The sequence below is a fragment of the Archaeoglobus fulgidus DSM 4304 genome, assembly GCF_000008665.1.
Classification (GTDB): Archaea; Halobacteriota; Archaeoglobi; order Archaeoglobales; family Archaeoglobaceae; genus Archaeoglobus; species Archaeoglobus fulgidus.
In genome coordinates this window covers 228162-248376 of record NC_000917.1, presented here as the reverse complement: position 1 = coordinate 248376, position 20215 = coordinate 228162, and the positions used below count along the sequence as shown (strand labels likewise).

At 48.5% G+C, this 20215-nt stretch carries 23 protein-coding genes, 4 tRNA genes and 1 pseudogene; 17 read left to right on the top strand and 11 right to left on the bottom strand.

The window, feature by feature from the left end:
* Window positions 1-60: 60 nt before the first annotated feature.
* From AF_RS13835 to AF_RS13185, 7 genes and pseudogenes are all read left to right on the top strand, one after another.
* Window positions 61-147: pseudogene (locus AF_RS13835) on the top strand (4Fe-4S binding protein); the annotation flags it as partial.
* Between the two features lie 30 nt (window positions 148-177).
* Window positions 178-876 carry a CoB--CoM heterodisulfide reductase iron-sulfur subunit B family protein gene (locus tag AF_RS12335; protein WP_165693598.1) on the top strand — a complete coding sequence of 233 codons (699 nt, stop codon included), beginning with the start codon at window positions 178-180 and terminating at the stop codon, window positions 874-876.
* A 158-nt stretch (window positions 877-1034) separates the two neighbouring features.
* Window positions 1035-1622, top strand: a complete 588-nt coding sequence (locus AF_RS01355) for a peroxiredoxin (protein WP_010877781.1) — start codon at window positions 1035-1037, stop codon at window positions 1620-1622.
* 9 nt (window positions 1623-1631) lie between these two features.
* Window positions 1632-1814, top strand: a complete 183-nt coding sequence (locus AF_RS12330) for a hypothetical protein (protein ID WP_052270460.1) — start codon at window positions 1632-1634, stop codon at window positions 1812-1814.
* Between the two features lie 230 nt (window positions 1815-2044).
* Window positions 2045-3838 (top strand): C45 family autoproteolytic acyltransferase/hydolase, encoded by a 1794-nt coding sequence (locus AF_RS01345; RefSeq protein ID WP_010877778.1) that lies wholly within the window; start codon window positions 2045-2047, stop codon window positions 3836-3838.
* A 31-nt stretch (window positions 3839-3869) separates the two neighbouring features.
* Window positions 3870-4700, top strand: coding sequence for a DMT family transporter (locus tag AF_RS01340; RefSeq protein WP_010877777.1), 831 nt, complete (start codon window positions 3870-3872; stop codon window positions 4698-4700).
* A gap of 24 nt (window positions 4701-4724) precedes the next feature.
* Window positions 4725-4898: a hypothetical protein gene (locus tag AF_RS13185; protein ID WP_164466387.1), complete on the top strand. Its 174-nt coding sequence runs from the start codon at window positions 4725-4727 to the stop codon at window positions 4896-4898.
* Here AF_RS13185 and AF_RS01335 read toward each other — a convergent pair.
* Both AF_RS01335 and fen read right to left on the bottom strand, forming a co-directional pair.
* Window positions 4882-5385: a MogA/MoaB family molybdenum cofactor biosynthesis protein gene (locus AF_RS01335; protein ID WP_048064607.1), complete on the bottom strand. Its 504-nt coding sequence runs from the start codon at window positions 5383-5385 to the stop codon at window positions 4882-4884. The genes AF_RS13185 and AF_RS01335 overlap by 17 nt on opposite strands.
* The gene (gene fen, locus AF_RS01330) at window positions 5385-6395 is read right to left on the bottom strand and encodes a flap endonuclease-1 (RefSeq protein ID WP_010877775.1); all 1011 of its coding nucleotides are present in this window, start codon (window positions 6393-6395) and stop codon (window positions 5385-5387) included. The genes AF_RS01335 and fen overlap by 1 nt, the downstream gene beginning before the upstream one ends.
* A 52-nt stretch (window positions 6396-6447) precedes the next feature.
* Here fen and AF_RS01325 point away from each other — a divergent pair, with 52 nt between their 5' ends.
* Window positions 6448-7704: a bifunctional L-myo-inositol-1-phosphate cytidylyltransferase/CDP-L-myo-inositol myo-inositolphosphotransferase gene (locus AF_RS01325; RefSeq protein ID WP_048064606.1), complete on the top strand. Its 1257-nt coding sequence runs from the start codon at window positions 6448-6450 to the stop codon at window positions 7702-7704.
* A gap of 33 nt (window positions 7705-7737) precedes the next feature.
* Here AF_RS01325 and AF_RS01320 read toward each other — a convergent pair.
* Window positions 7738-7810, bottom strand: a tRNA-Asn gene (locus tag AF_RS01320).
* An 83-nt stretch (window positions 7811-7893) separates the two neighbouring features.
* Between AF_RS01320 and AF_RS01315 the strand changes: the two genes are divergently transcribed.
* The gene (locus AF_RS01315; RefSeq protein ID WP_010877773.1) at window positions 7894-9549 is read left to right on the top strand and encodes a long-chain fatty acid--CoA ligase; all 1656 of its coding nucleotides are present in this window, start codon (window positions 7894-7896) and stop codon (window positions 9547-9549) included.
* An 18-nt stretch (window positions 9550-9567) separates the two neighbouring features.
* Here AF_RS01315 and AF_RS01310 read toward each other — a convergent pair whose 3' ends face one another.
* A complete protein-coding gene (locus AF_RS01310) occupies window positions 9568-10743 on the bottom strand; it encodes a TIGR00529 family membrane protein (protein ID WP_158296873.1) in 1176 nt (391 codons plus the stop codon).
* A 72-nt stretch (window positions 10744-10815) separates the two neighbouring features.
* Between AF_RS01310 and gltX the strand changes: the two genes are divergently transcribed.
* From gltX to AF_RS01295, 3 genes are all read left to right on the top strand, one after another.
* Window positions 10816-12471, top strand: a complete 1656-nt coding sequence (gene gltX / locus AF_RS01305) for a glutamate--tRNA ligase (RefSeq protein ID WP_010877771.1) — start codon at window positions 10816-10818, stop codon at window positions 12469-12471.
* 47 nt (window positions 12472-12518) lie between these two features.
* Window positions 12519-12628, top strand: a tRNA-Asp gene (locus AF_RS01300).
* A 177-nt stretch (window positions 12629-12805) separates the two neighbouring features.
* Window positions 12806-12878: transfer RNA gene (locus tag AF_RS01295), tRNA-Val, on the top strand.
* Between the two features lie 44 nt (window positions 12879-12922).
* Here AF_RS01295 and AF_RS13000 read toward each other — a convergent pair.
* Together AF_RS13000 and AF_RS01290 are read right to left on the bottom strand one after the other, a co-directional pair.
* Window positions 12923-13075 (bottom strand): hypothetical protein, encoded by a 153-nt coding sequence (locus AF_RS13000; RefSeq protein ID WP_156029480.1) that lies wholly within the window; start codon window positions 13073-13075, stop codon window positions 12923-12925.
* Window positions 13072-13443 (bottom strand): type VII toxin-antitoxin system MntA family adenylyltransferase antitoxin, encoded by a 372-nt coding sequence (locus tag AF_RS01290; RefSeq protein ID WP_010877770.1) that lies wholly within the window; start codon window positions 13441-13443, stop codon window positions 13072-13074. The genes AF_RS13000 and AF_RS01290 overlap by 4 nt, the downstream gene beginning before the upstream one ends.
* Before the next feature lie 51 nt (window positions 13444-13494).
* Here AF_RS01290 and AF_RS01285 point away from each other — a divergent pair, with 51 nt between their 5' ends.
* The gene (locus AF_RS01285; protein ID WP_010877769.1) at window positions 13495-13836 is read left to right on the top strand and encodes a hypothetical protein; all 342 of its coding nucleotides are present in this window, start codon (window positions 13495-13497) and stop codon (window positions 13834-13836) included.
* Between the two features lie 185 nt (window positions 13837-14021).
* Window positions 14022-14237 (top strand): hypothetical protein, encoded by a 216-nt coding sequence (locus tag AF_RS01280; RefSeq protein ID WP_048064199.1) that lies wholly within the window; start codon window positions 14022-14024, stop codon window positions 14235-14237.
* Window positions 14238-14308: 71 nt separating this feature from the next.
* Here AF_RS01280 and AF_RS13655 read toward each other — a convergent pair whose 3' ends face one another.
* A complete protein-coding gene (locus tag AF_RS13655) occupies window positions 14309-14437 on the bottom strand; it encodes a hypothetical protein (protein WP_280097438.1) in 129 nt (42 codons plus the stop codon).
* Window positions 14438-14539: 102 nt separating this feature from the next.
* On the opposite strand from AF_RS13655, the gene AF_RS01275 reads away from it, so the two are divergent.
* Window positions 14540-15661, top strand: coding sequence for a formate--phosphoribosylaminoimidazolecarboxamide ligase family protein (locus tag AF_RS01275; protein WP_010877767.1), 1122 nt, complete (start codon window positions 14540-14542; stop codon window positions 15659-15661).
* Here AF_RS01275 and AF_RS01270 read toward each other — a convergent pair.
* A complete protein-coding gene (locus AF_RS01270; protein ID WP_048064198.1) occupies window positions 15658-15912 on the bottom strand; it encodes a hypothetical protein in 255 nt (84 codons plus the stop codon). The genes AF_RS01275 and AF_RS01270 overlap by 4 nt on opposite strands.
* A gap of 115 nt (window positions 15913-16027) precedes the next feature.
* On the opposite strand from AF_RS01270, the gene AF_RS01265 reads away from it, so the two are divergent.
* Both AF_RS01265 and AF_RS01260 read left to right on the top strand, forming a co-directional pair.
* Window positions 16028-16108, top strand: a tRNA-Ser gene (locus AF_RS01265).
* 85 nt (window positions 16109-16193) lie between these two features.
* Entirely contained in the window at window positions 16194-17513 is a 1320-nt protein-coding gene (locus tag AF_RS01260; protein ID WP_010877765.1) for an FAD-dependent oxidoreductase, read from the top strand.
* Here AF_RS01260 and guaA read toward each other — a convergent pair whose 3' ends face one another.
* From guaA to AF_RS01245, 3 genes are read right to left on the bottom strand one after another with little or no spacing between them, the layout of a single operon-like run.
* Window positions 17514-18425, bottom strand: a complete 912-nt coding sequence (guaA, locus tag AF_RS01255) for a glutamine-hydrolyzing GMP synthase (RefSeq protein WP_010877764.1) — start codon at window positions 18423-18425, stop codon at window positions 17514-17516.
* Entirely contained in the window at window positions 18425-20023 is a 1599-nt protein-coding gene (pyrG, locus tag AF_RS01250) for a glutamine hydrolyzing CTP synthase (protein WP_010877763.1), read from the bottom strand. Before pyrG ends, guaA begins: the two co-directional genes overlap by 1 nt.
* Window positions 20020-20202 (bottom strand): methytransferase partner Trm112, encoded by a 183-nt coding sequence (locus AF_RS01245; RefSeq protein ID WP_048064196.1) that lies wholly within the window; start codon window positions 20200-20202, stop codon window positions 20020-20022. Before AF_RS01245 ends, pyrG begins: the two co-directional genes overlap by 4 nt.
* Window positions 20203-20215: the final 13 nt, after the last annotated feature.

Below are 20215 nucleotides of genomic sequence, written 5' to 3'. Positions count from 1 at the left end.
TTTATTATTTAAGATTTCAAAATATTTCCACACAGTTTGGTTAATTTCAAACTCCCTTGCATGCCAGAGGAGTCTCCAAAGACCATATTGGTTGATTATAACAAATGCATCAGCTGTGGAATCTGCGTTTCTCTCTGTCCTCACGATGCTCTGCAACTGAAGGATGGGGTGCCAGTGATGGTCGGAAAGCGCAAGGTTTGTGGACTTTGCGCAGCTTCATGCATAACCAAAGCCATCTCGATGAAGGCCAAGAACTTCACAGACGAGGGGTTGCTTGATGTTGACGTGAAGGACGTCGTGGTTTTCGCTTGCAGGAGAAACGTTGAAAAGGGTAAAGACTACGATGCAACATTAATATCCCTTCTCTGCTCCGCAAGGCTCGATATGTACCTAATCGCAGAAGTTTTCGAGAGAGAGGCGAAGGCTGTTGTGCAGGTTCCTTGCCACACCATCAGGCCGAGCAACATCCTCGGCTTCGACGATCCAGAGAATCCTCAGGTTCTAAAGGAGCTGACGAGGGCGCTTGGGGCCGAGGTTCCGACGTTCACGAGGGACAAGCAGTGCTGCGGTGGGGCGGGTGGTTACGCGAGGCACAACAGAAGAGCAGCGATGGAGTTTCTCAAGCTGAAGCTCGATTCTATGAAGGAAGAAGTCGATCCCGACTGCATCGTCGTTTCCTGCATAACCTGCCTGATGTGGATGGACGAGGCTCAGGAGGAGATGAGGAAGCTGGGGATGATTGACTACAGCATTCCGGTTTTCGACTACAACCAGCTTCTCGCAATCTGCCAGGGCCACGACCCGAAAAAGGTGGCGAGGATAGCAGCAACTCCGAGGGACGAGGTTATAGCGAGGATCCTGGAGAATAAACTTTAAGTTTTTCCATTTTTGTTATCTCAAGTTCGAATTCCGTAATAAAAGGTTATATTGTCTGATTAGAATTTAGAATATCTCTTTAACGAGGAGGTGATTGATTTGGCGCCGCTTTTGGGGGATAATTCCCGGAAATTGAAGTCGTTACAACACACGGCAGGATGAAGCTGCCGGAAGCCTTTAAAGGGAAGTGGTTCGTTCTGTTCAGCCACCCTGCAGACTTCACTCCAGTCTGCACAACCGAGTTTGTGGCTTTTCAGAATAGATACGACGAGTTCAGGAAGCTTAACTGCGAGCTGATTGGCCTTAGCATCGACCAGGTGTTCTCGCACATTAAATGGATAGAGTGGATTAAGGAAAAGCTCGACATCGAAATCGAGTTCCCCGTGATTGCCGACGATACGGGCAGAGTCGCTGAGATGCTCGGTTTGATTCATCCAGCCAAGGGAACGAACACAGTAAGGGCGGTTTTCATCGTTGATCCAGAGGCGGTTATCAGGGCAGTAATCTACTACCCGCAGGAGCTGGGAAGAAACATGGACGAAATCCTTAGGGCTGTGAAGGCTTTGCAGGTCAGCGACCAGAACGGTGTTGCGATGCCTGCCAACTGGCCCAACAATGAGCTTGTTGGTGATGCTGTGATTATTCCCCCACCAATCAGCGAAGCTGAGGCAAAAGAGAGGCTTGAAAAGGCTAAGGCTGGAGATATCAGCTGCTACGACTGGTGGTTCTGCTACAAGAAGATTTGAGGTGTGTTGATGGCAAAGAAGCTCGCTATTTTTCTTTTTAATGACGATGAAATGTGCATGCTCCACGCCTTTCTTTACCTAAGGGAACTCAACGAGAGAGGCTACGAGGCAAAGCTGATAATAGAGGGCAAAGCGACTGTGATTCCTTTAAAATATGCCGAAGGCAGCATTGTTTCAAAACACTACAAGTAGGCAAAGGAGAGGGGCTGGATAGACTGCATCTGCAAGGCATGCTCAGCCAAAATGGGTTCGCTGAAAGATGCGGAAAAGGAAGGTTTAAACGTCTGCTCCGACTTGAGCGGGCACGTCAGCATCGCAAGATACATCGAAGAGGAATATGAGGTATTGATCTTTTAGTTGCTCATTATTGTTATAAGTATATCACCAAAAAAATTTATATTTTTTAATAGCTCTAAATTTTCATGAAGTACTTGCTGTTAGCTCTGCTTCTGTGCCTGGCAGTGGGGACTGCCGGTGGGTTTAAGATTGTGAAAACATGCGAAAAGGACCCCAGAGGCTACATCGCAGACCTTGGAAACGGCAAATACCTGATGCACCTCGAGGGCTCACCCTACGAGATGGGATACCAGCACGGCTGCCTTAAAGGGGCTGAGGTTCAGAGTATGACCAAGGAGTTCGTTAAATCTGTGCTTGCCGGTTACGACATTCCGGAAGATTTGATTCCGGGTCTCTTGAAGCTGGGTAAGGAGGTTGCAAAGGGGAATGAGAAGTATGTCCCTTCAGAGTTCAGAGAGGAGATGAGAGGGATTGCAGACGGAGCGAGAGACGCTGGCTACGATGTGGATTACGATGATGTTCTGTTGCTAAACATGGGTTTCGACGTCATACTGAGCATCGCCTATCCGATAGCCACTCCCATCGTTGCATGGCAGGATAAGAAAGGCGTTGCCTGCGATGGGTTCGTGGCGATGGATGATGCCACCTCCGACGGCAGAGTGCTGATGGGCAGGAGCTTCATGTTCAACCCCGAGGTCTTCCACGAGGTTGCACTGCTGATAGAGCAGTACCCCGATAGAGGTCACAGATTCGTGAGCGTATCCGCACCTGGCTTCGTTGGTGTGACTGCGGCAATGAGCTCCGCGGGGATAGCCATAGGCATGGACATGGTTCCTGCAATGGACACAAAGCCATTCGTTTCCGGAATGGGGTGCTTGCTCACCGCGAGACAGGTTGTGCAGTATGCCGATGAGCTAAGCGATGCTGTGAACATGGTTAAGGGTTCAAAGAGGGGCGTACCGTGGCTTTACATTGTCGGAGATGGAAAGGGTAGAGAGAAGGGTGGAGCGGTGCTTGAAGTTTCTGCAGACAAGTTTGCAGTGAGATACATGGACTACCGCTACCCCGAATGGGCCGAGTCACTCGATTTTCCAAAGCAGATTGAGGACAAGGACGATTTGGTTGTCGTGGCAAACCACTACATAGTTCCGGAGATGTACTCGACCATAAGCTACGCCGTTAAGGACTCGCTCTGGAGGTACGAGACTTTAACAGGACTAATTCTGGACAGTTACGGCAGCATAGACGTCGAAAAGGGGAAGGAGCTAATTGACTACCTCCACCCACCGAACTACGGTTACTACGGAGAGGACGAAAACGTGCCAGTTGCTGCAACAAGAACTCTGTTCGACTTGTCCAACCTAGAGTTGTGGAGCCTTTACGGAATGTACACAGACCCATGGGCTCACTGGGAGCTTACAACAGAATACCAGCCAGCTGGCCTCGATAAGGCGTGGAAGGACACCGAAGGAGATGTTGCTGGTCCCTCCTGGAAGCCGATCAACTACGGGGCGCCCATAATCGACAAGGAAAAGATGCTCGATTCCGCTGATCTCCAGAAGCTTTCTGAAGCGGACGGCAACTACGTTGAGCAGTGCGTTAAGGCATACGCTGGGAATCCGAACTATGCTACCATCCACCTCAGATTCAATGTGCAGAGTTCTGCGAACATCATGCTAACCGTTGCCGACCAGAACGATGGTCTTGAAATCTACGCTTGGAACTACAACACCAACGACTGGCAGAAGGTTTACGACAGAATCTATCCATCCGGCTTCACCACCCTGCGTCTTTCGCTTGGCAGCGAATTTGTAAACAACAGGAAAGCAGACCTGGTTCTGATTTCAGAGGCCAAATGGAAGTTCGGCATGATATACGACAAGGCCTGCGTGGCTGTAGATGCTGCTGCGGTTACCTAATCTTTTTTAACCCCCTTCCTTTTTTGACGGCATGAAGAAGTGGATCGTTCTTGCTTTAACCGTAACATTCTGGGGATTAGCCTTTACGGCCATAAAGTACTCCGTAAGGTTTCTGTCCCCAATCGCGATTGCTTCATTAAGGTTTGCCATCGCCAATACACTCTTTGCCGTGATTATTATTTTAGGAAAGAGAATAAAATGGAAGGACTTGCCGAAGGTGTTTGCTCTGGGCATTTTCGGCGTGTCCGTTTACCACGTCTTCCTGAACCTCGGTGAGGTTTACATTTCGTCGGGAGTTGCGAGCGTCGTGATTTCTCTCGCCCCAATTTTCGTCCTTATCCTTTCCGCGATTTTTCTAAGGGAGAGGATAACGTACAGCAAGGTTGTTGGGATAATCATTGCCTTCCTCGGTGTTGTGGTGATATCAGAGCCTTCCTACGCCAACATTTACGGAATAGCGCTCGTAATGGTAAGCACTGTCGCTGCGGCAATCTACACTACATTCGGAAAGAGTCTGCTTTCGAAGTACAACCCTATAACGCTGACAAGCAACGCGATGGTTCTCGGCTCAATCCCGCTTTATCCCTTCCTTCCCGACTCGATTCGCTCTCTGGGCGGAGACCTCAACCTCATCGGCTCTATAGTATTCCTTGGGATATTCTCCACCTTTTTCGGCTACCTCGGGTGGTACTACTTCCTCGAAAAGGAGGAGGCTTCAAGAGCGTCGGTATTCCTTCTCGCCATTCCCGTCGTGTCGCTGCTCGCAGGCAACATTTTGCTTGCCGAGCCCCTCACGCTCAGAACCGTTGCAGGCTCTGGCCTCGTGCTGCTGGGAATTTACATCGTCGTCAGAAAAAGATAAATCCATTCACGAGAAGGTTGCCTTATGACCAAACTTGAAAACATCTACTGTGCAAGATGCGGCTCGGAGTTCGACCTCAACATCAGAAGGACAACAAGCTACTCAGGCCCCCTTCACATTCCGAACCTTTACTGCCCATTTTGCGGCTCAAGGAGGCTGATGAAGAAGAAGGGGATATTCTTCAGCTCATCCCCTTAGCGTGGCTCAGAATGTGCTTCAAGGAGCCTTTAATTATCTCTGCTGCAAGCCTTACGGCCTTGCTTGAGCCCGGCAGGCAGAAGACTGCCTTGTCATTTACAAGACCCGCTGTTGCTCTCGAAAGAATTGCCGAGTAGCCGACTTCTTGGTAGCTAAGCATCCTGAAAAGCTCCCCAAAACCCTCAATTTTTTTGGTAAACAGCGGCTCTACGGCCTCGATTGTCACGTCTCTCGGATTCAATCCCGTCCCTCCGGTTATCAGGCAGACGTCGGCTCTCACAAGGGCTTCCAGAACAGCCTTCTGAATTCGCATTACGTCATCGGGAACGAGGAAATACTGGGAAGCGTTGAAGTTCTCCACGAGCAGCTTCCCGGAAGCATCATCTTCCGGGATTTTCTCAACGCCCCTCACCTCCCCGTGTCTCTCATATCGGCTTGTGGAAACCGTTATCACCGCCACCTCGTAGCTGACATCCTTTTCGTGCATCAGAACCACCTCTCAAGCGTGGCCTGGGTTGACTTCAGAGCTTTGAGCTTCTCCAAGGCCTTCTCGACCCTCTCCCTGCTGAAGTCGTGCTCCTCGCACAGGAACTCGATGGCCTTCTCAAAGTCAGGCTCCCTGAACTCTATTCTGTAGTCGTCAGTCACAGGAGGATTCAGGAAGAAATTCCTTATCTCCTCTACGTGGTCAATATTTACTTTCAGAGCCTTGAGTGCCCTGAAAATATCTCCGTAGGTCTTGATGTAGTTCAAAGCCTTCTTGACGCCGACACCCTTCACACCCTCATTGTAGTCCGTCCCGACCAGAATCGCTATGTCGATGAGCTGCTCCCTCGTCAAACCCAGCCTTTTGAGGTTGCTTTCCAGAATTATTATCTCCGGCTTTACATCCACATAGACATTTTTGCCGGGAAGCTTCCTTTTTCCCGTTATTGCGAGATTTCTGGCGAGTCTCGGGCTTCCGAAGAGCAGAGAATCGTAATCCTGGCTTCCTGTGTACTCCACATCGCCTTTTGCTGCCATGTAAGCAGCCTGCGCCTCTCCTTCAGACGGGGCATCGACAAAGGGAATCCCCATGTAACTTAAAAGCGTCTTTGCGGAGTCAACAATGTACTCGTCAACCCTCCCTGCAGCCTGAGCATACTTTTTCGCGTCCTTATCTCCTGCCTGCAAAGCCGCAATCCACATCTCCTCTGCCTCAGCCCTTCTCTTTTTCCTCTCCTCAATTTCAGCCTTCTTGAACTCCGGTGGCTCTCCGTCGAATACAAACACCGGCCTGATTCCCACCTCGACCATGTTGGAGACTCTGTATAGGATTCCGGAAAGGTGAGAGGTGATTCTGCCCTGTGAGTCCTTTAACGGCGTACCGTCAGGCTGCCTTATTATCGAGATGAACTGGTATAGCGTGTTGAAAGCATCAACGGCAATTTTCTTTCCTGAGAAGTACTCAAGCTCGACCTCTTCCCTCTCAAAGAGGTCACCAATATCCGCACCCATGATAAATGTTGACGGAGAATACTTAAAAATCTTTGCAGGAAGAATAAAATTGATGAAGGCGGTTATACTTGCCGCTGGATTGGGCACGAGGCTTGGTGGTGTTCCAAAGCCTTTGGTCAGAGTTGGTGGCTGTGAAATAATTTTAAGAACCATGAAGCTCCTCTCCCCCCACGTTTCGGAGTTCATAATCGTGGCAAGTCGCTACGCTGATGACATCGACGCGTTTTTGAAGGATAAGGGTTTCAATTACAAGATAGTCAGGCATGACAGGCCCGAGAAGGGAAACGGCTACTCCCTGCTTGTTGCCAAAAACCATGTAGAGGACAGGTTCATTCTGACCATGGGCGACCACGTGTACAGCCAGCAGTTCATCGAAAAGGCTGTGAGGGGGGAAGGGGTTATAGCGGACAGAGAGCCGAGGTTTGTCGACATTGGGGAGGCCACGAAGATTAGAGTGGAGGACGGCAGAGTGGCGAAGATCGGCAAAGATTTGAGGGAGTTTGACTGCGTTGACACTGGATTTTTCGTCCTGGATGATTCAATCTTCGAGCATGCTGAAAAGCTCAGAGACAGGGAGGAGATACCGCTGAGCGAGATTGTTAAACTCGCCAGACTGCCTGTAACTTACGTTGATGGGGAGCTATGGATGGATGTGGACACAAAGGAGGACGTTAGGAGGGCTAATAGAGCCTTGGTGTCTGCTGCAGTCAAGGGCTCCGGGGACGGGTTTATTTCAAGGAAAATCAACAGGAAAATCTCGACGAGAATTTCGGCAGCCATCGTTAATAAAGTCAACCCCAACCAGATGACTCTTATCTCTTTCCTTGTCGGAGCTTTTTCCGCCTTAGCAAGCTTTTTTTCGATTCCCTTAGCAGGCCTGCTGTACCAGTTCTCCTCAATTCTCGACGGGTGTGATGGGGAGATAGCAAGAGCCTCACTGAAAATGTCCAAAAAAGGCGGGTATGTTGATTCAATTCTGGACAGGTTCGTCGATTTCCTTTTTCTCGCAATAATCGCTCTCCTGTATCCAAAAACGGCAACCGTAGCTATGTTTGCGATCTTCGGGAGTGTGATGGTCAGCTACACCTCCGAGAAGTACAAGGCGGAGTTCGGAGAGAGCATATTCGGAAAGTTTCGCGTGCTGAACTACATTCCCGGAAAAAGGGATGAGAGGATTTTTCTGATCATGATTTTCTGCCTGCTTTCCGCGATTAGCCTGCAGTGGATATTCTGGATGTTTTTGTTTGTAGCAGCTATCAGCCTTACCAGAGTTGTGGTTACTTTACTTGCTGTTTTGGTTTCTAAATAAAATTGAAAAGGTTCACAAAAACCGGCGACAATACGCCGCCGGCAGGATTCGAACCTGCGACCGTCCGGTTAACAGCCGGACGCTCTACCAGCTAAGCTACGGCGGCTCTTGCTCTCCTTGTCGGTATAGAAATTTAAGCTTTGCCCTCAGAAGCAACAATCTTAAATAATTGTTTAGTAAATATCAATCATGCGTTTTGTAAGAGGTTTTCCGTCGACAATGATGGATGAATACCAGCTGAACATTACAAACATACTGAGACATGCGGCCACGAATTTTCCAGAGAGGGAGGTTGTTTCGAGAAACCTGGATGGGAGCCTGTTCAGATACAGCTATGGCGAGGCTTACGAGAGAGTTTCAAGACTGGCCAACGTCCTCGAAGAGCTTGGGGTCGATGTTGGAGATAGAGTGGGAGTTCTGAGCTGGAACACTCACAGATTCTTTGAGCTCTTCTTTGCCATTCCCGGGATCGGAGCAGTCCTTCTGGAGATGAACCTGAGGCTGCATCCGAGGGAGATTGCCTATGTTGCAAACCACAGCGGTGCGAAGGTGATATTCGTTGATGAATCCTTGCTTCCAATTGCCGAAGCTATAGCCCCGTCTATAGGTGTGGAGAAGTATGTGGTCATGACCGACGGGGAAACTCCGGAGACGAAGCTTCCGGAAGTTTACAGCTATGAAGAACTTTTGAGAAAAGCAAGTAAGGACTACGATTTCCCGATGGTGGATGAAACTTCTGCCTACGCAGCCTGCTACACATCCGGCACAACCGGAAATCCGAAGGGAGTTTACTACTCCCACCGCTCGATGGTGCTCCACTCACTAATAGCGGCAATCGGAATGGGTTTAAGGCCCGAAGACGCTTACATGCAGCTTGTTCCGATGTTCCACGCAAATGGGTGGGGTGTTTTCTTCGCTGCAACACTGGCAGGGAGCAAGCTCGTCTTCCCTGGGAGATATGCTGTAGACAACCTTGCTCCGGTGGTTGAACTGATGCAGAGCGAAAAGGTTACAGCAACAGCTGGAGCTCCTGCCATTTTCCTTCCCATGCTAAACTACCTCCAGAAGGTCGAGCCAAAGCCGAAGTTCAACATAAGGGCGTGGAGCGGCGCAACTGAGCCACCGCTTGCAGTGATGAAGGGATTGAAAGAATTCGGCATTGAAATAATTCATGCTTATGGGGCAACCGAAACATCCCCGCTCGTGTGCTACAACTACGTAAAACCGGAGCTGAGGGAAAAACTGAACGAAGAGGAGTTGTGGGAGCTCAAGAGGAAGCAGGGAATCCCCGTGTTTGGCGTGGAGGTCATGCTGGTTGACGAGGAGGGGAACAGACTTCCACACGATGGCAAGACGATTGGCGAACTCTGCATCAGGGGGCACTGGATTACGGGAAGCTACTACAAGGATGCAAGAACGTTCGAGTCGTTCATCGATGACGGGCTGTTAAAGTGGTGGAAGAGCGGTGATGCCGCAACCATCGACGAGTGGGGATACATCAAGATTGTAGACAGGTTCAAAGATCTAATAAAGAGCGGTGGAGAGTGGATAAGCAGCGTTGACCTTGAGAACCACCTTATGGCTCATCCAAAGGTATTTGAGGCGTGCGTTGTGGGCATTCCCCACCCCAAGTGGGAGGAGAGACCTCTAGCGTTTGTCGTTCCAAAGCCTGAATTCAAGGACAGCATAACAAAGGAAGAGCTGTACGAGCATTTAAAACAGAGATTTGCAAAGTGGCAGTTACCAGATGACATCATCATAACTGACGAGATACCAAAAACAAGCGTAGGAAAGTTCAGCAAACGGACGCTGAGGGAACAGTACAAGGATTACTATACTAAATAAAAATTTTTCATTCTTTTATTAAATCACCAAGTATGCAATCCAAACAAGCGCTGCAGTAATTCCCGCAATTGCCAGAAGTTGCCTGTAGGTCTTGCCGATTTCTGTGCCAAAGTACTCTGCGGTGAGGATGTAGCAGAGGTGCATGGGAGAGAGCATGACCCCAATATAACCAGCAGCAATTACGAGCATCAGGTTCTTCGCCACAACAATTCCAGAACCCGTAAAGGACGTTAGGAGAGGGAGAGCTATGGATGAGTAGCTCATTTCGATGCCCGTGGCAAAGCCCACCAAGAGTGTTAGAAGAAACGCTGCTGCAGGAGCAGGAAATCCGAGAGAGATGTCGGTGAAAAGAGATTCCGCCGCACCGCTGTTCTGTATTACAGACTTGTAAACCATCACTGCGAAGACCAGCAGTATTATTTTTTTGTCCACTGTCCTTCTGAAAATCTCCCTGAAGTCTTCCAGCTTTGCTCTATTGTGGATGCTAACTGCAGCAATAGCCACAACAAGGGCAAGGAGGAGGTCGAGCCTTAGCAGAACTGAAAGGATTAGGAGTATGGCTATCGGATAGAGGTTAATCAGGGAATCAAAAAGGTTTCTTGAAACTCTAAACCTCCTTTCCATGCCTCTGGTCAGCGTTAGTCCAGCAGTCAGTGCAAAAACTCCGATTGGAAACGTAGCAGCGGCAAAGTGGAAATAGTCAACGTTGACGACTGCCGCACCTATTATGACGCTCGGATAGAGGGGCCAAAATGTGACCCATACGTGTCTGAACCAGTAGTTGAGGAGAGTCGCTTTTTCGGGAGAGATTCGGTACATTTTTGTCAGTGGTCCGAGCATAACTGCTGAGATAAGCGCACCACCGGGCATGGGAAGCAATCCAATCAAAAGTGGGATGAGGAGAAAACTGTATACTCCAAACGATTCTGAGAGTCCGCCTGTGACTTTTTCGAGCATTCCAAAGTATTCCATTGAGTAACCGAGGGTGAAGGCAAGAATAACAATAACCACTATTTCAATTGTTTGGGGATTTGCAAGGGACTTCAGCATAACCAAAAGCCCATCAGCACCGAGAGTGAGGTAGGCAAGTATTGCTGAACCAACAAAGATGGCCAAGCCTATGTTGACCTTTCTTATCAAAATCAGCACGACGGCTATGGAGAACAACAGTGCCAAACTGCTCGATGCCACCATAGGCACGAAGTTTTGCTCTCCTGAATTTAAAACTTTCATCACCTTTATATTTCTCAACTTCCCAGGTGGGCCGTGAAAGAAGTCATAATGAAATACGTAGTTCAGAACGCCGCAAAGTACGGAAAAGCCAGTGAAAAGGCTGTAATGGGGAAGGTGATGGCAGAAAATCCAGAACTCAGAAAAAAAGCTAAAGAGGTCCTTGAACTCGTAAAGGAGTGCATTACCGAGTTCGAAGCGCTTTCTGAAGAAGTAAGGAAGGAGCTAATCAAAAAATACAGCATGGATAGCGAAGCTAAAAGGGAGTTGGAGACGAAGAAGCTTCCAGAGCTTGAGGGGGCTGAGAAAGGGAAAGTTGTGATGAGATTCGCTCCTAATCCAAACGGTCCACCTACACTCGGTTCTGCTAGGGGGATAATCGTCAACGGTGAATACGCGAAGATGTACGAAGGGAAGTACATTATCAGGTTTGACGATACAGACCCCAGAACCAAGAGACCGATGATTGAGGCCTACGAGTGGTACCTAGAGGACATTGAATGGCTCGGTTACAAGCCTGACGAGGTTATTTACGCCTCAAGAAGGATTCCCATCTACTACGATTATGCAAGAAAGCTTATAGAAATGGGCAAAGCCTACACCTGCTTCTGCAGTCAGGAGGAGTTCAAGAAGTTCAGGGACAGTGGTGAGGAGTGCCCACACAGAAACATCAGCGTCGAGGATACACTTGAAGTCTGGGAGAGAATGCTTGAAGGAGACTATGAGGAAGGAGAAGTCGTTCTTAGAATTAAGACGGATATGCGCCACAAGGATCCGGCAATAAGGGACTGGGTGGCTTTCAGGATAATAAAGGAATCACATCCTCTCGTTGGGGATAAATATGTTGTCTATCCCACACTCGATTTTGAATCTGCTATAGAGGATCACCTTTTAGGCATAACGCACATTATCAGGGGTAAGGACTTAATTGATTCTGAGAGGAGGCAGAGATACATCTACGAGTATTTTGGCTGGATTTACCCCATTACAAAGCACTGGGGCAGGGTTAAAATCTTCGAATTCGGGAAGCTATCGACTTCTTCAATTAAGAAGGATATTGAAAGGGGTAAGTATGAGGGCTGGGATGACCCAAGGCTGCCAACCTTGAGAGCCTTCAGGAGGAGAGGATTTGAGCCTGAAGCCATAAAGAGCTTCTTCCTTTCGCTGGGAGTTGGCGAGAACGACGTTTCCGTCAGTCTCAAGAATCTTTACGCTGAGAACAGGAAAATCATCGATCGCAAGGCAAACCGTTACTTTTTCATTTGGGGGCCCGTGAAGATTGAAATCGTTAACCTGCCGGAGAAGAAAGAGGTCGAGCTCCCGCTGAATCCGCACACGGGCGAGAAGAGAAGGCTGAAAGGTGAAAGAACTATATATGTTACAAAAGACGACTTCGAGAGGTTGAAAGGGCAGGTTGTAAGGCTGAAGGACTTCTGCAACGTTCTGCTTGACGAGAAGGCAGAGTTCATGGGTTTTGAGCTTGAGGGGGTCAAGAAGGGGAAGAACATAATCCACTGGCTTCCTGAGAGCGAGGCTATCAAGGGCAAGGTTATCGGCGAAAGGGAAGCGGAAGGGCTTGTGGAGAGAAACGCAGTTAGAGATGTCGGGAAAGTCGTGCAGTTCGAGAGATTTGCTTTCTGTAAAGTAGAGTCTGCTGACGAGGAACTGGTCGCGGTGTACACGCACCCGTGACCAAAATCCTTAAAAGCCCAATGAGATTAAGGTCGAAAGAGCCACAAGCCCGGGTGGTGTAGTCCGGCCTATCATGCGGGCCTGTCGTGGAGATGGGGTCCTTAAGCCCTAAATCCGCGGAAAGCCCGCGACTCGGGTTCAAATCCCGGCCCGGGCGCTCTCATCGCTTAAGAGCTTATTTTTGTAACACTACACAAAAGGTGAACCGCTAATTTTAAATCCAGAAAAACCAACTTACATCACCCGCCGTTGCGGCCGGAGGGTGCAGTAGCACGCGATGAAAGGCCGTCGGGAGCAACAAAAATATAAACAATTCAGCCTCAACAACCCTTAAGGGCTCGTGGTCTAGTGGTTATGACGCCTGCCTCACACGCAGGAGGTCCCCGGTTCGAATCCGGGCGAGCCCATTTATTTCTTTAGAGGCTGGGGCGACATGTTCTCTCATCATCGCTTATGTATCCCGCCTCATGAGTGTATTGGCAGCCTGAAAGCACTCCATTGCGAGAGTGTTGTAAATGAAGTAATCCTTCACATCCTTGGATTTGAGATTCATTGTACCTCTTAGATGCTTCTCAAAACGCAAAACGAGCTCTGCAAACCTCATCCAAGCACCTCTGATGAAATGCGCTTATACATTCGAGACGTGTCGAGGTATTCTCTCATAACCCTGAACTTTATCTCCGCAAGCTTCTCTTCATCTCTCACAAAAAGCTCTCTTCCATACTTGAATACCTCGTGTTTTATGTGCAGAGGAAGGCGGTGGAAAAGGACCACATCAATTTCTGGAGATGATAGGCTTCCGATATCTGCTTCGCTTTCAGGGGTTGGATTTTCCATTATAACTGCAATGTCTATGTCTGAGAGAGGTGTCGCATTTCCTTTAGCGTGAGAGCCGAAGAGGTAGATTGCAATTACTTTGGGATGGGATTTGATAGTTTCGATGATTTTTGAGAGTTTAGGGTTAAGTTCCATGTTTGTTTTAGCAGTGCAAAGTTAATATTTTTTGCTTCTTTAATCTTTTACATGAGCATTGAAGTTAGGAAAAGCATATTTCCTTCATTGCCAATTATCGTGTTTATCGTTTTTGTCGAGGTTCCAGTCTTGTCTGTAATTTATCCGTTAATTGAAGTTTTAACAATTTACCCACTGCTAATCTCTCTAATTTTTTCACTGGCAGTTTTCGCATATAAGTTTCAAAAATCTGAGAAGAACTTGAAGAGATTGGCAAGGCAAATAATGGCTTTGTTCGTCATTTTCTGGTTGCTCTCTCAAATCACAATGGTTGTTGCCGTGGAGTCTGAGTATCATGGTATCGTCAGTTTTCGACGGGATATTTACAACGCCCAATTATCCTGTAAAGGCTGAATCATACGCCGAACATCTAAAAGGGAGTTACAGAAACGTTTACGAAAGTCTATACAACCTGAAAGATGACACCGGAATCTCTGTCCTCGACGAACACGGCTTTAATGCTGTGAATGTCACGATTACTGCGATAATAGACCCCGCTGCAGGTGAAGCAAACGATAGACCAAGCAAAAAATGCGGAAGTGGAAATCTTCGCGTTGAAAAACTGGTATGACCCTCTGATTGAAAGAGGCGAGACAGATGAGAGTGGAAAATATCAAACTGTGCTGAGGAATTATGGAGTTTATGTCGTAACAGTTAAAACATCAGATAATCGATTTGTGGGCGTTGTAGAGGTTAATGGTGAGGATTTGGAAAATGGAGATGAAATCGTTGTGAGGTTGCATAAGTATGAGTAATTTGTTTTGGTAGAAGAATTTCCAAACTCTCTTGAACCAACCGAAAGTTCTAATCACCTCTGTGCTTAAAGCTAAATGTTGGCATCCAGCAAAAACTTAGATTTTCGCATATTTCCTGATTTCCTCCTTAGCATGGTTTTTGCAGCATATTCAATTGCATCGAGAACATCATCTTTTGAAATCCCGTACTTCTCTGCCATTTGTTTATTGCGGTGTTCGTGTTGAGAATTTTGTAAAAGTCCGAAACTTTCGCACTGCAATACATTACCAATCAATTTTTTAAGTGCGACACAACGTGAAACATGAATCCGCGGAAAATCGCAGCCAGTTACGAGGACGTCACCATAGGAATTTTCGGCTCTCACTCAGCGAAGGAAGTGGGAATGGCTGCAAAAGCCTGGGGCTTCAAGACAGTCATCGTCGTGCAGAGGGGAAGGGACAAGCTTTACACCAAATACAACAGGCACCTTTATGATGAGGTGATAATGGTCGAGAAGTTTAAGGACATACTTAACAGGGAAATTCAGGAAAAACTACTCGAATTGAACACCATTTTCATCCCCAACAGGAGCTTTGCCGTGTATGTCGGTTACGACGGTATAGAGAAGGAGTTTGAAGTCCCGATTTACGGCAACAGGTTTATGCTGAGAGCTGAGGAGAGAAACCACCCTAAAAACCAGTACTACCTTCTCGAAAAGGCAGGTTTGAGGTATCCCAAGGAGTTCAAGTCTCCGGAGGAGATCGACAGGCTCGTGATAGTCAAGGTTCAGCAGGCGAAGAATCCACTCGAAAGAGCCTTTTTCTACGCCGTTTCGCCGGAAGACTACTACGAGCAGGCTGAGAGATTGCTGAAGGAAGGTGTAATTGACGAGGAGGGGCTAAAAAAGGCCAGAATAGAGGAGTACGTGTTGGGAGCGAGGTTCAACGCCAACTTCCACAGTTACGCCCTTAAAGACGTGTTTGGGAACTTTGACTTTGTGGGGTTCAGCGACAGGAGACAGGTCAACCTGCAGGGATTTCTGAACCTGCCTGCGAAGGATCAGCTAAAGATTAACGTTCCGGTAAAGAACGAGGAGATTGGTCATTTCGGAGTTACCATGAGGGAGAGCAAGCAGCAAGAAGTTTACGAGGCTGCAGAGAAGTTCATCGAAGCCTGCAAAGCTGAATTTCCACCGGGAATCATAGGCATGTTCGGTCTGCAGGGAGCAATGGCTTACTCTCCCGAGGATGAGACGAAGCTTGAGTTCGTAATCTTCGATGTCTCCTTCAGGGTTCCTGGCGACCCTGCAATAGGCCCCACATCGCCGGAGATGAGAAACCTCACACTTAAGCATGGTGTGAAGATAGAAGACCCACTGGATTTGACAATGATGGAAATAAAAAAGGCGATGGAGCTCAAAAGAATGGAAGAGATAGTTACTTAACCGGCCTCAAGCAGCTCAATCCCGTCGTCAGTAAGCTTCAGCTTCCCATCTTCCTCTTTTACAAACCCCTCTCTTATGAGCCAGTCCAGATTGAACTTGAACTGGAAATCGGAGAGTTCAAGCTCCTTTTTTAGCTCTTCCCTCGTCTTGCCCTGAACGCCTATCGCGGCAACAATCTGCCTTCTTATAGGGCTCATCGAAGCCTTAAAAAGCCTCTCGTGATGCTCCCTATCTCTTACTTTCTCACCCATCAATACCACCTCAAAAATACATTGGCAAAATTTAATTTAACTCTTTCCCACATTTTATCAAGCCGTCACATCCGTGACCAAAATCCTTAAATTGCTCGTTGCGAAGAAAAGTTGAGCCGGGGTTGCCGAGCGGTAAGGCGACGGCCTGCTAAGCCGTTGGGCGTTGCCCGCGTGGGTTCGAATCCCACCCCCGGCGCTGAAACTTTGGTGCTTTTCTGAGCCACAAAGATGGCACTGCTAAGCCTCAGAAAACCTTAAAAAATTCGGATTTTATTGAGGTTGTGAAGGTTGCAATTATAGGCGGTGGCGCTGCTGGAATGAGTGCAGCTTCAAGAGTGAAAGCTTTAAGACCCAACTGGGACGTCAAGGTTTTTGAGAAGTCGAGATGGGTTAGTCACGCTCCTTGCGGAATTCCCTTTTTCGTTGGAGGCGCTGTCGAGAAGTTCGATGAGCTTTGCGCTTACGACATAGATTACTTCAAGCGTGAGAGGGGTATTGATGTTCATACCAACGCGAGGGTTGTGGAAATTGAGGAGGGTAGGCTAACCGTTGATGAGGGTGGGAAAGAAGCATCCTATGAGTGGGACAAGTTGCTATTCGCCACTGGATCAAAAGCAGTTCGGCTAAATGTGGAAGGAGAGAACTTGGAGGGCGTTATTTACGTTGACGACATCGAAAATGCGGAGAGAGTCAAAATAGAGGCAATGAAAGTCGATAACGTGGTTGTTGTTGGCTCTGGCTATATAGGAGTGGAAATGGCGGATGCTATAACAAGACTTGGAAAAAACGTCACAGTCATTGAGGTGATGGAGCGACCACTTCCCGAGTATGACGCTGAAATTGCCGCAATAATTAAATCAGAGATGGAGAAATACGTAAACCTAAGACTGAGTGAAAAAGTGACGGCTTTTGAAGGAAAAGACAGAGTAGAAAAAGTTGTAACAAACAAGGGCGAGTATCCATGCGAATTGGCAATAATAGCTGTTGGAGTTGCGCCCAACACTGACCTCGCGAAAGGTTTCGTTGAGCTTGGTGTTAAGGGGGCAATCAGGACGAACAGCAGGATGGAAACGAGCAGAGAAAATGTTTACGCTGCTGGAGACTGTGCGGAGTCGATCAATATCGTAACAGGCAGGGAGGACTGGATACCGCTCGCCGCTCCGGCAAACAAGATGGGGTACGTTGCGGGTGTCAACATGGCCGGGCTTGAAATGCACTACCCGGGCTCGCTGAAAAGCCAGCTAACCGGTTTCAAGGACATCGAAATAGGAAAGGCGGGTTTAAGCGAGAATGAGGCAATAAGGTTTGGATATGAGGTTGTTTCAGCCTTCATAACTTCAAGAACCTCCGCTCGCTACCTTCCAGGCGGTTTAATCCACCTGAAAGTCGTTGCCGACAGAAATGGTAAGCTGCTCGGCCTGCAGGCGGTGGGGAAGGACGTGGCGATGAGAGTTTACGCTGCCTCAGCACTTCTGCACAAAAATGGAGATGTGAAAGACCTTTTCTTCTGCGACTTCCCCTACTATCCGCCCGTTTCGAGAGTTTGGGACCCGCTGGTTGTCGCGGCGAGGAACATATTCAGGAAGCTCGGATTGCCGTAGCTACTCGTATTCGATTGTCGCTGGAGGTTTGGGGGTTATGTCGTAAACAACTCTCGAAACTTTGTCTATCTCTCCGGTAATTCTCAGTGCGATTCTCCTCAACCTATCGTAGTCTATCTTTATTGGGTCTGCCGTCATCCCGTCCCTCGACTCCACTGCTCTAACGGCAATGATGTATCCCCATACCCTCACGTCCCCCTTCACACCGGTGGCCTTGCCTATGAGGGCTGCGAAGCACTGCCACTTATCGTAGTCTGCAAGCTCCTCCTCCACTATCTTGTTCGCCTTTCTGACGATCTCGACCTTTTCAGGTGTTACCTCTCCGACGATTCTGACCGCCAAACCGGGACCGGGAAACGGCATTCTCTCGGAAATCTCCTTCGGCAGACCGAGATATCTCGCAACCTCCCTCACCTCGTCCTTGTAAAGCTCCCTCAGCGGCTCTATAACGTCCTTAAACTTGTAGCTTGTGGGAAAACCTCCGACGTTGTGGTGGCTCTTTATACCCCCCTGACTTTCGATAATGTCCGGATAAATTGTTCCCTGAATGAGGTACTCAGCGTTGTGCTCTTCAGCAACCCTTTCAAATATTCTTACGAAAAGCTCACCGATAACTTTCCTTTTTTCCTCCGGGTCTGTGACACCCTTGAGAGCCTTGAAAAATTCCTCCTTTGCATCGATGAACACAAGCCCCATATTGCCGAAGATTTCCTTTATTTTCTCAGGCTCTCCTTCCCTCATCAGCCCTGTGTCCACAAAAACGGGAATGAGGCGGTCGCCTAATGCCTTGTGCGCGAGAACTGTGCAGACTGAGCTGTCCACACCTCCTGAGAGGGCTATTATAGCCTTACCGTCTTTAACTCTCTCCCTAATCTCCTTAATTGCGTTTTCAACAAACTTCTCCACGTCCATCAAATCTCCTCCTCTCTCCTGTATTTCAGCGCTGCCCTCACAAATCCAACGAAGGGTGGGGAGGGTCTGTAAGGTCTCGACTTGAATTCTGGATGGAACTGGGTTGCGAAGAAGAACGGGTGGTCGGGAAGCTCGGCAATCTCCATCCTTCTCCCACCGTCTGAATAAGCGCTGAATACGAGGCCTTTGCTCTCTATTTTCTCAATGTACTCCGGATTTACCTCGTACCTGTGCCTGTGCCTTTCAACAACTTTTTCGCTTCCGTAGAGCTTGTGGGCGATCGTGCCCGGCTTGATCGTGACCTCAATGTCTCCGAGCCTCATTGTCCCACCCATCTCGTCAATCCCCTTCTGCTCTGGCAGAAGATCGATTACAGGGTGGGGTGTGTTCTCGTCAAGCTCCGTGCTGTTTGCTTCGCTGAAACCAACTACGTTTCTGGCAAATTCAATAACGGCAAGCTGAAAGCCGAAGCAGATTCCGAGGAAAGGCACGCCATTTTCCCTCGCATACTCTATTGCCCTAATCTTCCCCTCGGCCCCCCTCGCTCCAAAACCTCCCGGCACGAGGATTCCATCAACGTCGAGAGTGAAGTCGTCAACATTCTCTAAGTCCTCGCTGTCAACCCAGACAATGTTGACCTTGCAGCCCGCCTCTATTCCTCCGTGCTTTAAAGCCTCCTTGATGCTGAGATAGGCATCTCTCACGTCAACATACTTCCCAACTATGGCAATTGAAGCCTCCTCGTAGAGTGTTTTCATTCTTTTTACCATCTCCTCCCACTCTTTTCTGCTTTCTTTTGCCCTTAAATTCAGCTTTCTCATCAGATACTCATCAAGCTTCTCCCTTTTGAAAATTAGAGGCACCTCGTAAATGTCCTCAGCATCCTCATTGCTGATTACCGCCTCTTCAGGAACATCACAGAAAAGGGCTATCTTCTTCTTCGTAGCCGGCTTCAATCTTTCAGAGCATCTCCCCACAATTACGTCGGGATGCAGTCCAAGCTCTCTCAGCTCCTTCACACTGTGCTGCGTTGGCTTCGTCTTCTGCTCTCCTCCCGCATCAAGCGGAACGAGGGTGACATGGACGAGGGCAAAATCCTCCTCCTTCTCCTCATTGTGCATCTGCCTTATCGCCTCAAGGAAGGGCATCCCCTCAATGTCTCCAACAGTTCCTCCAATCTCAACAAGGCAGATTTCTGCGTTGCTCTCCTTCGCAACCCTCCTGATCCAGCTCTTTATCTCGTCCGTAACGTGGGGAATTATCTGCACCGTCTGGCCGAGGTAGTCCCCCTTTCTCTCTTTCTCAATCACTCTCTTGTAAATCTTCCCCGTTGTGATGTTGTGGTCTCCCGTGACCTCCTCTCCGATAAACCTCTCGTAGTGGCCGAGGTCGAGGTCCACTTCAGTCCCATCCTTCAAAACGTAAACCTCCCCGTGCTGGAAGGGGTTCATAGTTCCTGCATCGATGTTAATGTATGGGTCGATTTTTATCGGAATGACTCTGTAGCCCATGTCCACGAACAGCCTGCCAATTGAGGCCGCTGTGATACCTTTGCCCAGTCCGCTCATCACTCCTCCAGTCACTACAATGTACTTCATTGTCTCAACTCCGGAGGGCGCAAATCTGGAATCCCATCCTCAATGGGAAATTCAGCACGACAACTGCTGCAAACGAGCTTTCCAGATATAATCTCCTCTTCGTTCTCCTCAACCACTTCAACTTCCAATTCCGACTTGCAGAGAGGACACGCGAGGATTTCCAGAAGCTTCCTTTTCATGAATGCTGTTGGA

Coding starts and splice junctions, on each gene's coding strand:
- AF_RS12335 (WP_165693598.1), top strand. CDS start 178: ATGGTCGGAAAGCGCAAGGTTTGTGGACTTTGCGCAGCTTCATGCATA.
- AF_RS01355 (WP_010877781.1), top strand. CDS start 1,035: ATGAAGCTGCCGGAAGCCTTTAAAGGGAAGTGGTTCGTTCTGTTCAGC.
- AF_RS12330 (WP_052270460.1), top strand. CDS start 1,632: ATGGCAAAGAAGCTCGCTATTTTTCTTTTTAATGACGATGAAATGTGC.
- AF_RS01345 (WP_010877778.1), top strand. CDS start 2,045: ATGAAGTACTTGCTGTTAGCTCTGCTTCTGTGCCTGGCAGTGGGGACT.
- AF_RS01340 (WP_010877777.1), top strand. CDS start 3,870: ATGAAGAAGTGGATCGTTCTTGCTTTAACCGTAACATTCTGGGGATTA.
- AF_RS13185 (WP_164466387.1), top strand. CDS start 4,725: ATGACCAAACTTGAAAACATCTACTGTGCAAGATGCGGCTCGGAGTTC.
- AF_RS01335 (WP_048064607.1), bottom strand. CDS start 5,385: ATGCACGAAAAGGATGTCAGCTACGAGGTGGCGGTGATAACGGTTTCC.
- fen (WP_010877775.1), bottom strand. CDS start 6,395: ATGGGTGCGGATATTGGTGACCTCTTTGAGAGGGAAGAGGTCGAGCTT.
- AF_RS01325 (WP_048064606.1), top strand. CDS start 6,448: ATGAAGGCGGTTATACTTGCCGCTGGATTGGGCACGAGGCTTGGTGGT.
- AF_RS01315 (WP_010877773.1), top strand. CDS start 7,894: ATGCGTTTTGTAAGAGGTTTTCCGTCGACAATGATGGATGAATACCAG.
- AF_RS01310 (WP_158296873.1), bottom strand. CDS start 10,743: ATGGTGGCATCGAGCAGTTTGGCACTGTTGTTCTCCATAGCCGTCGTG.
- AF_RS13000 (WP_156029480.1), bottom strand. CDS start 13,075: ATGAGGTTTGCAGAGCTCGTTTTGCGTTTTGAGAAGCATCTAAGAGGT.
- AF_RS01290 (WP_010877770.1), bottom strand. CDS start 13,443: ATGGAACTTAACCCTAAACTCTCAAAAATCATCGAAACTATCAAATCC.
- AF_RS01285 (WP_010877769.1), top strand. CDS start 13,495: ATGAGCATTGAAGTTAGGAAAAGCATATTTCCTTCATTGCCAATTATC.
- AF_RS13655 (WP_280097438.1), bottom strand. CDS start 14,437: ATGGCAGAGAAGTACGGGATTTCAAAAGATGATGTTCTCGATGCAATT.
- AF_RS01275 (WP_010877767.1), top strand. CDS start 14,540: ATGAATCCGCGGAAAATCGCAGCCAGTTACGAGGACGTCACCATAGGA.
- AF_RS01270 (WP_048064198.1), bottom strand. CDS start 15,912: ATGGGTGAGAAAGTAAGAGATAGGGAGCATCACGAGAGGCTTTTTAAG.
- guaA (WP_010877764.1), bottom strand. CDS start 18,425: ATGGACGTGGAGAAGTTTGTTGAAAACGCAATTAAGGAGATTAGGGAG.
- pyrG (WP_010877763.1), bottom strand. CDS start 20,023: ATGAAGTACATTGTAGTGACTGGAGGAGTGATGAGCGGACTGGGCAAA.
- AF_RS01245 (WP_048064196.1), bottom strand. CDS start 20,202: ATGAAAAGGAAGCTTCTGGAAATCCTCGCGTGTCCTCTCTGCAAGTCG.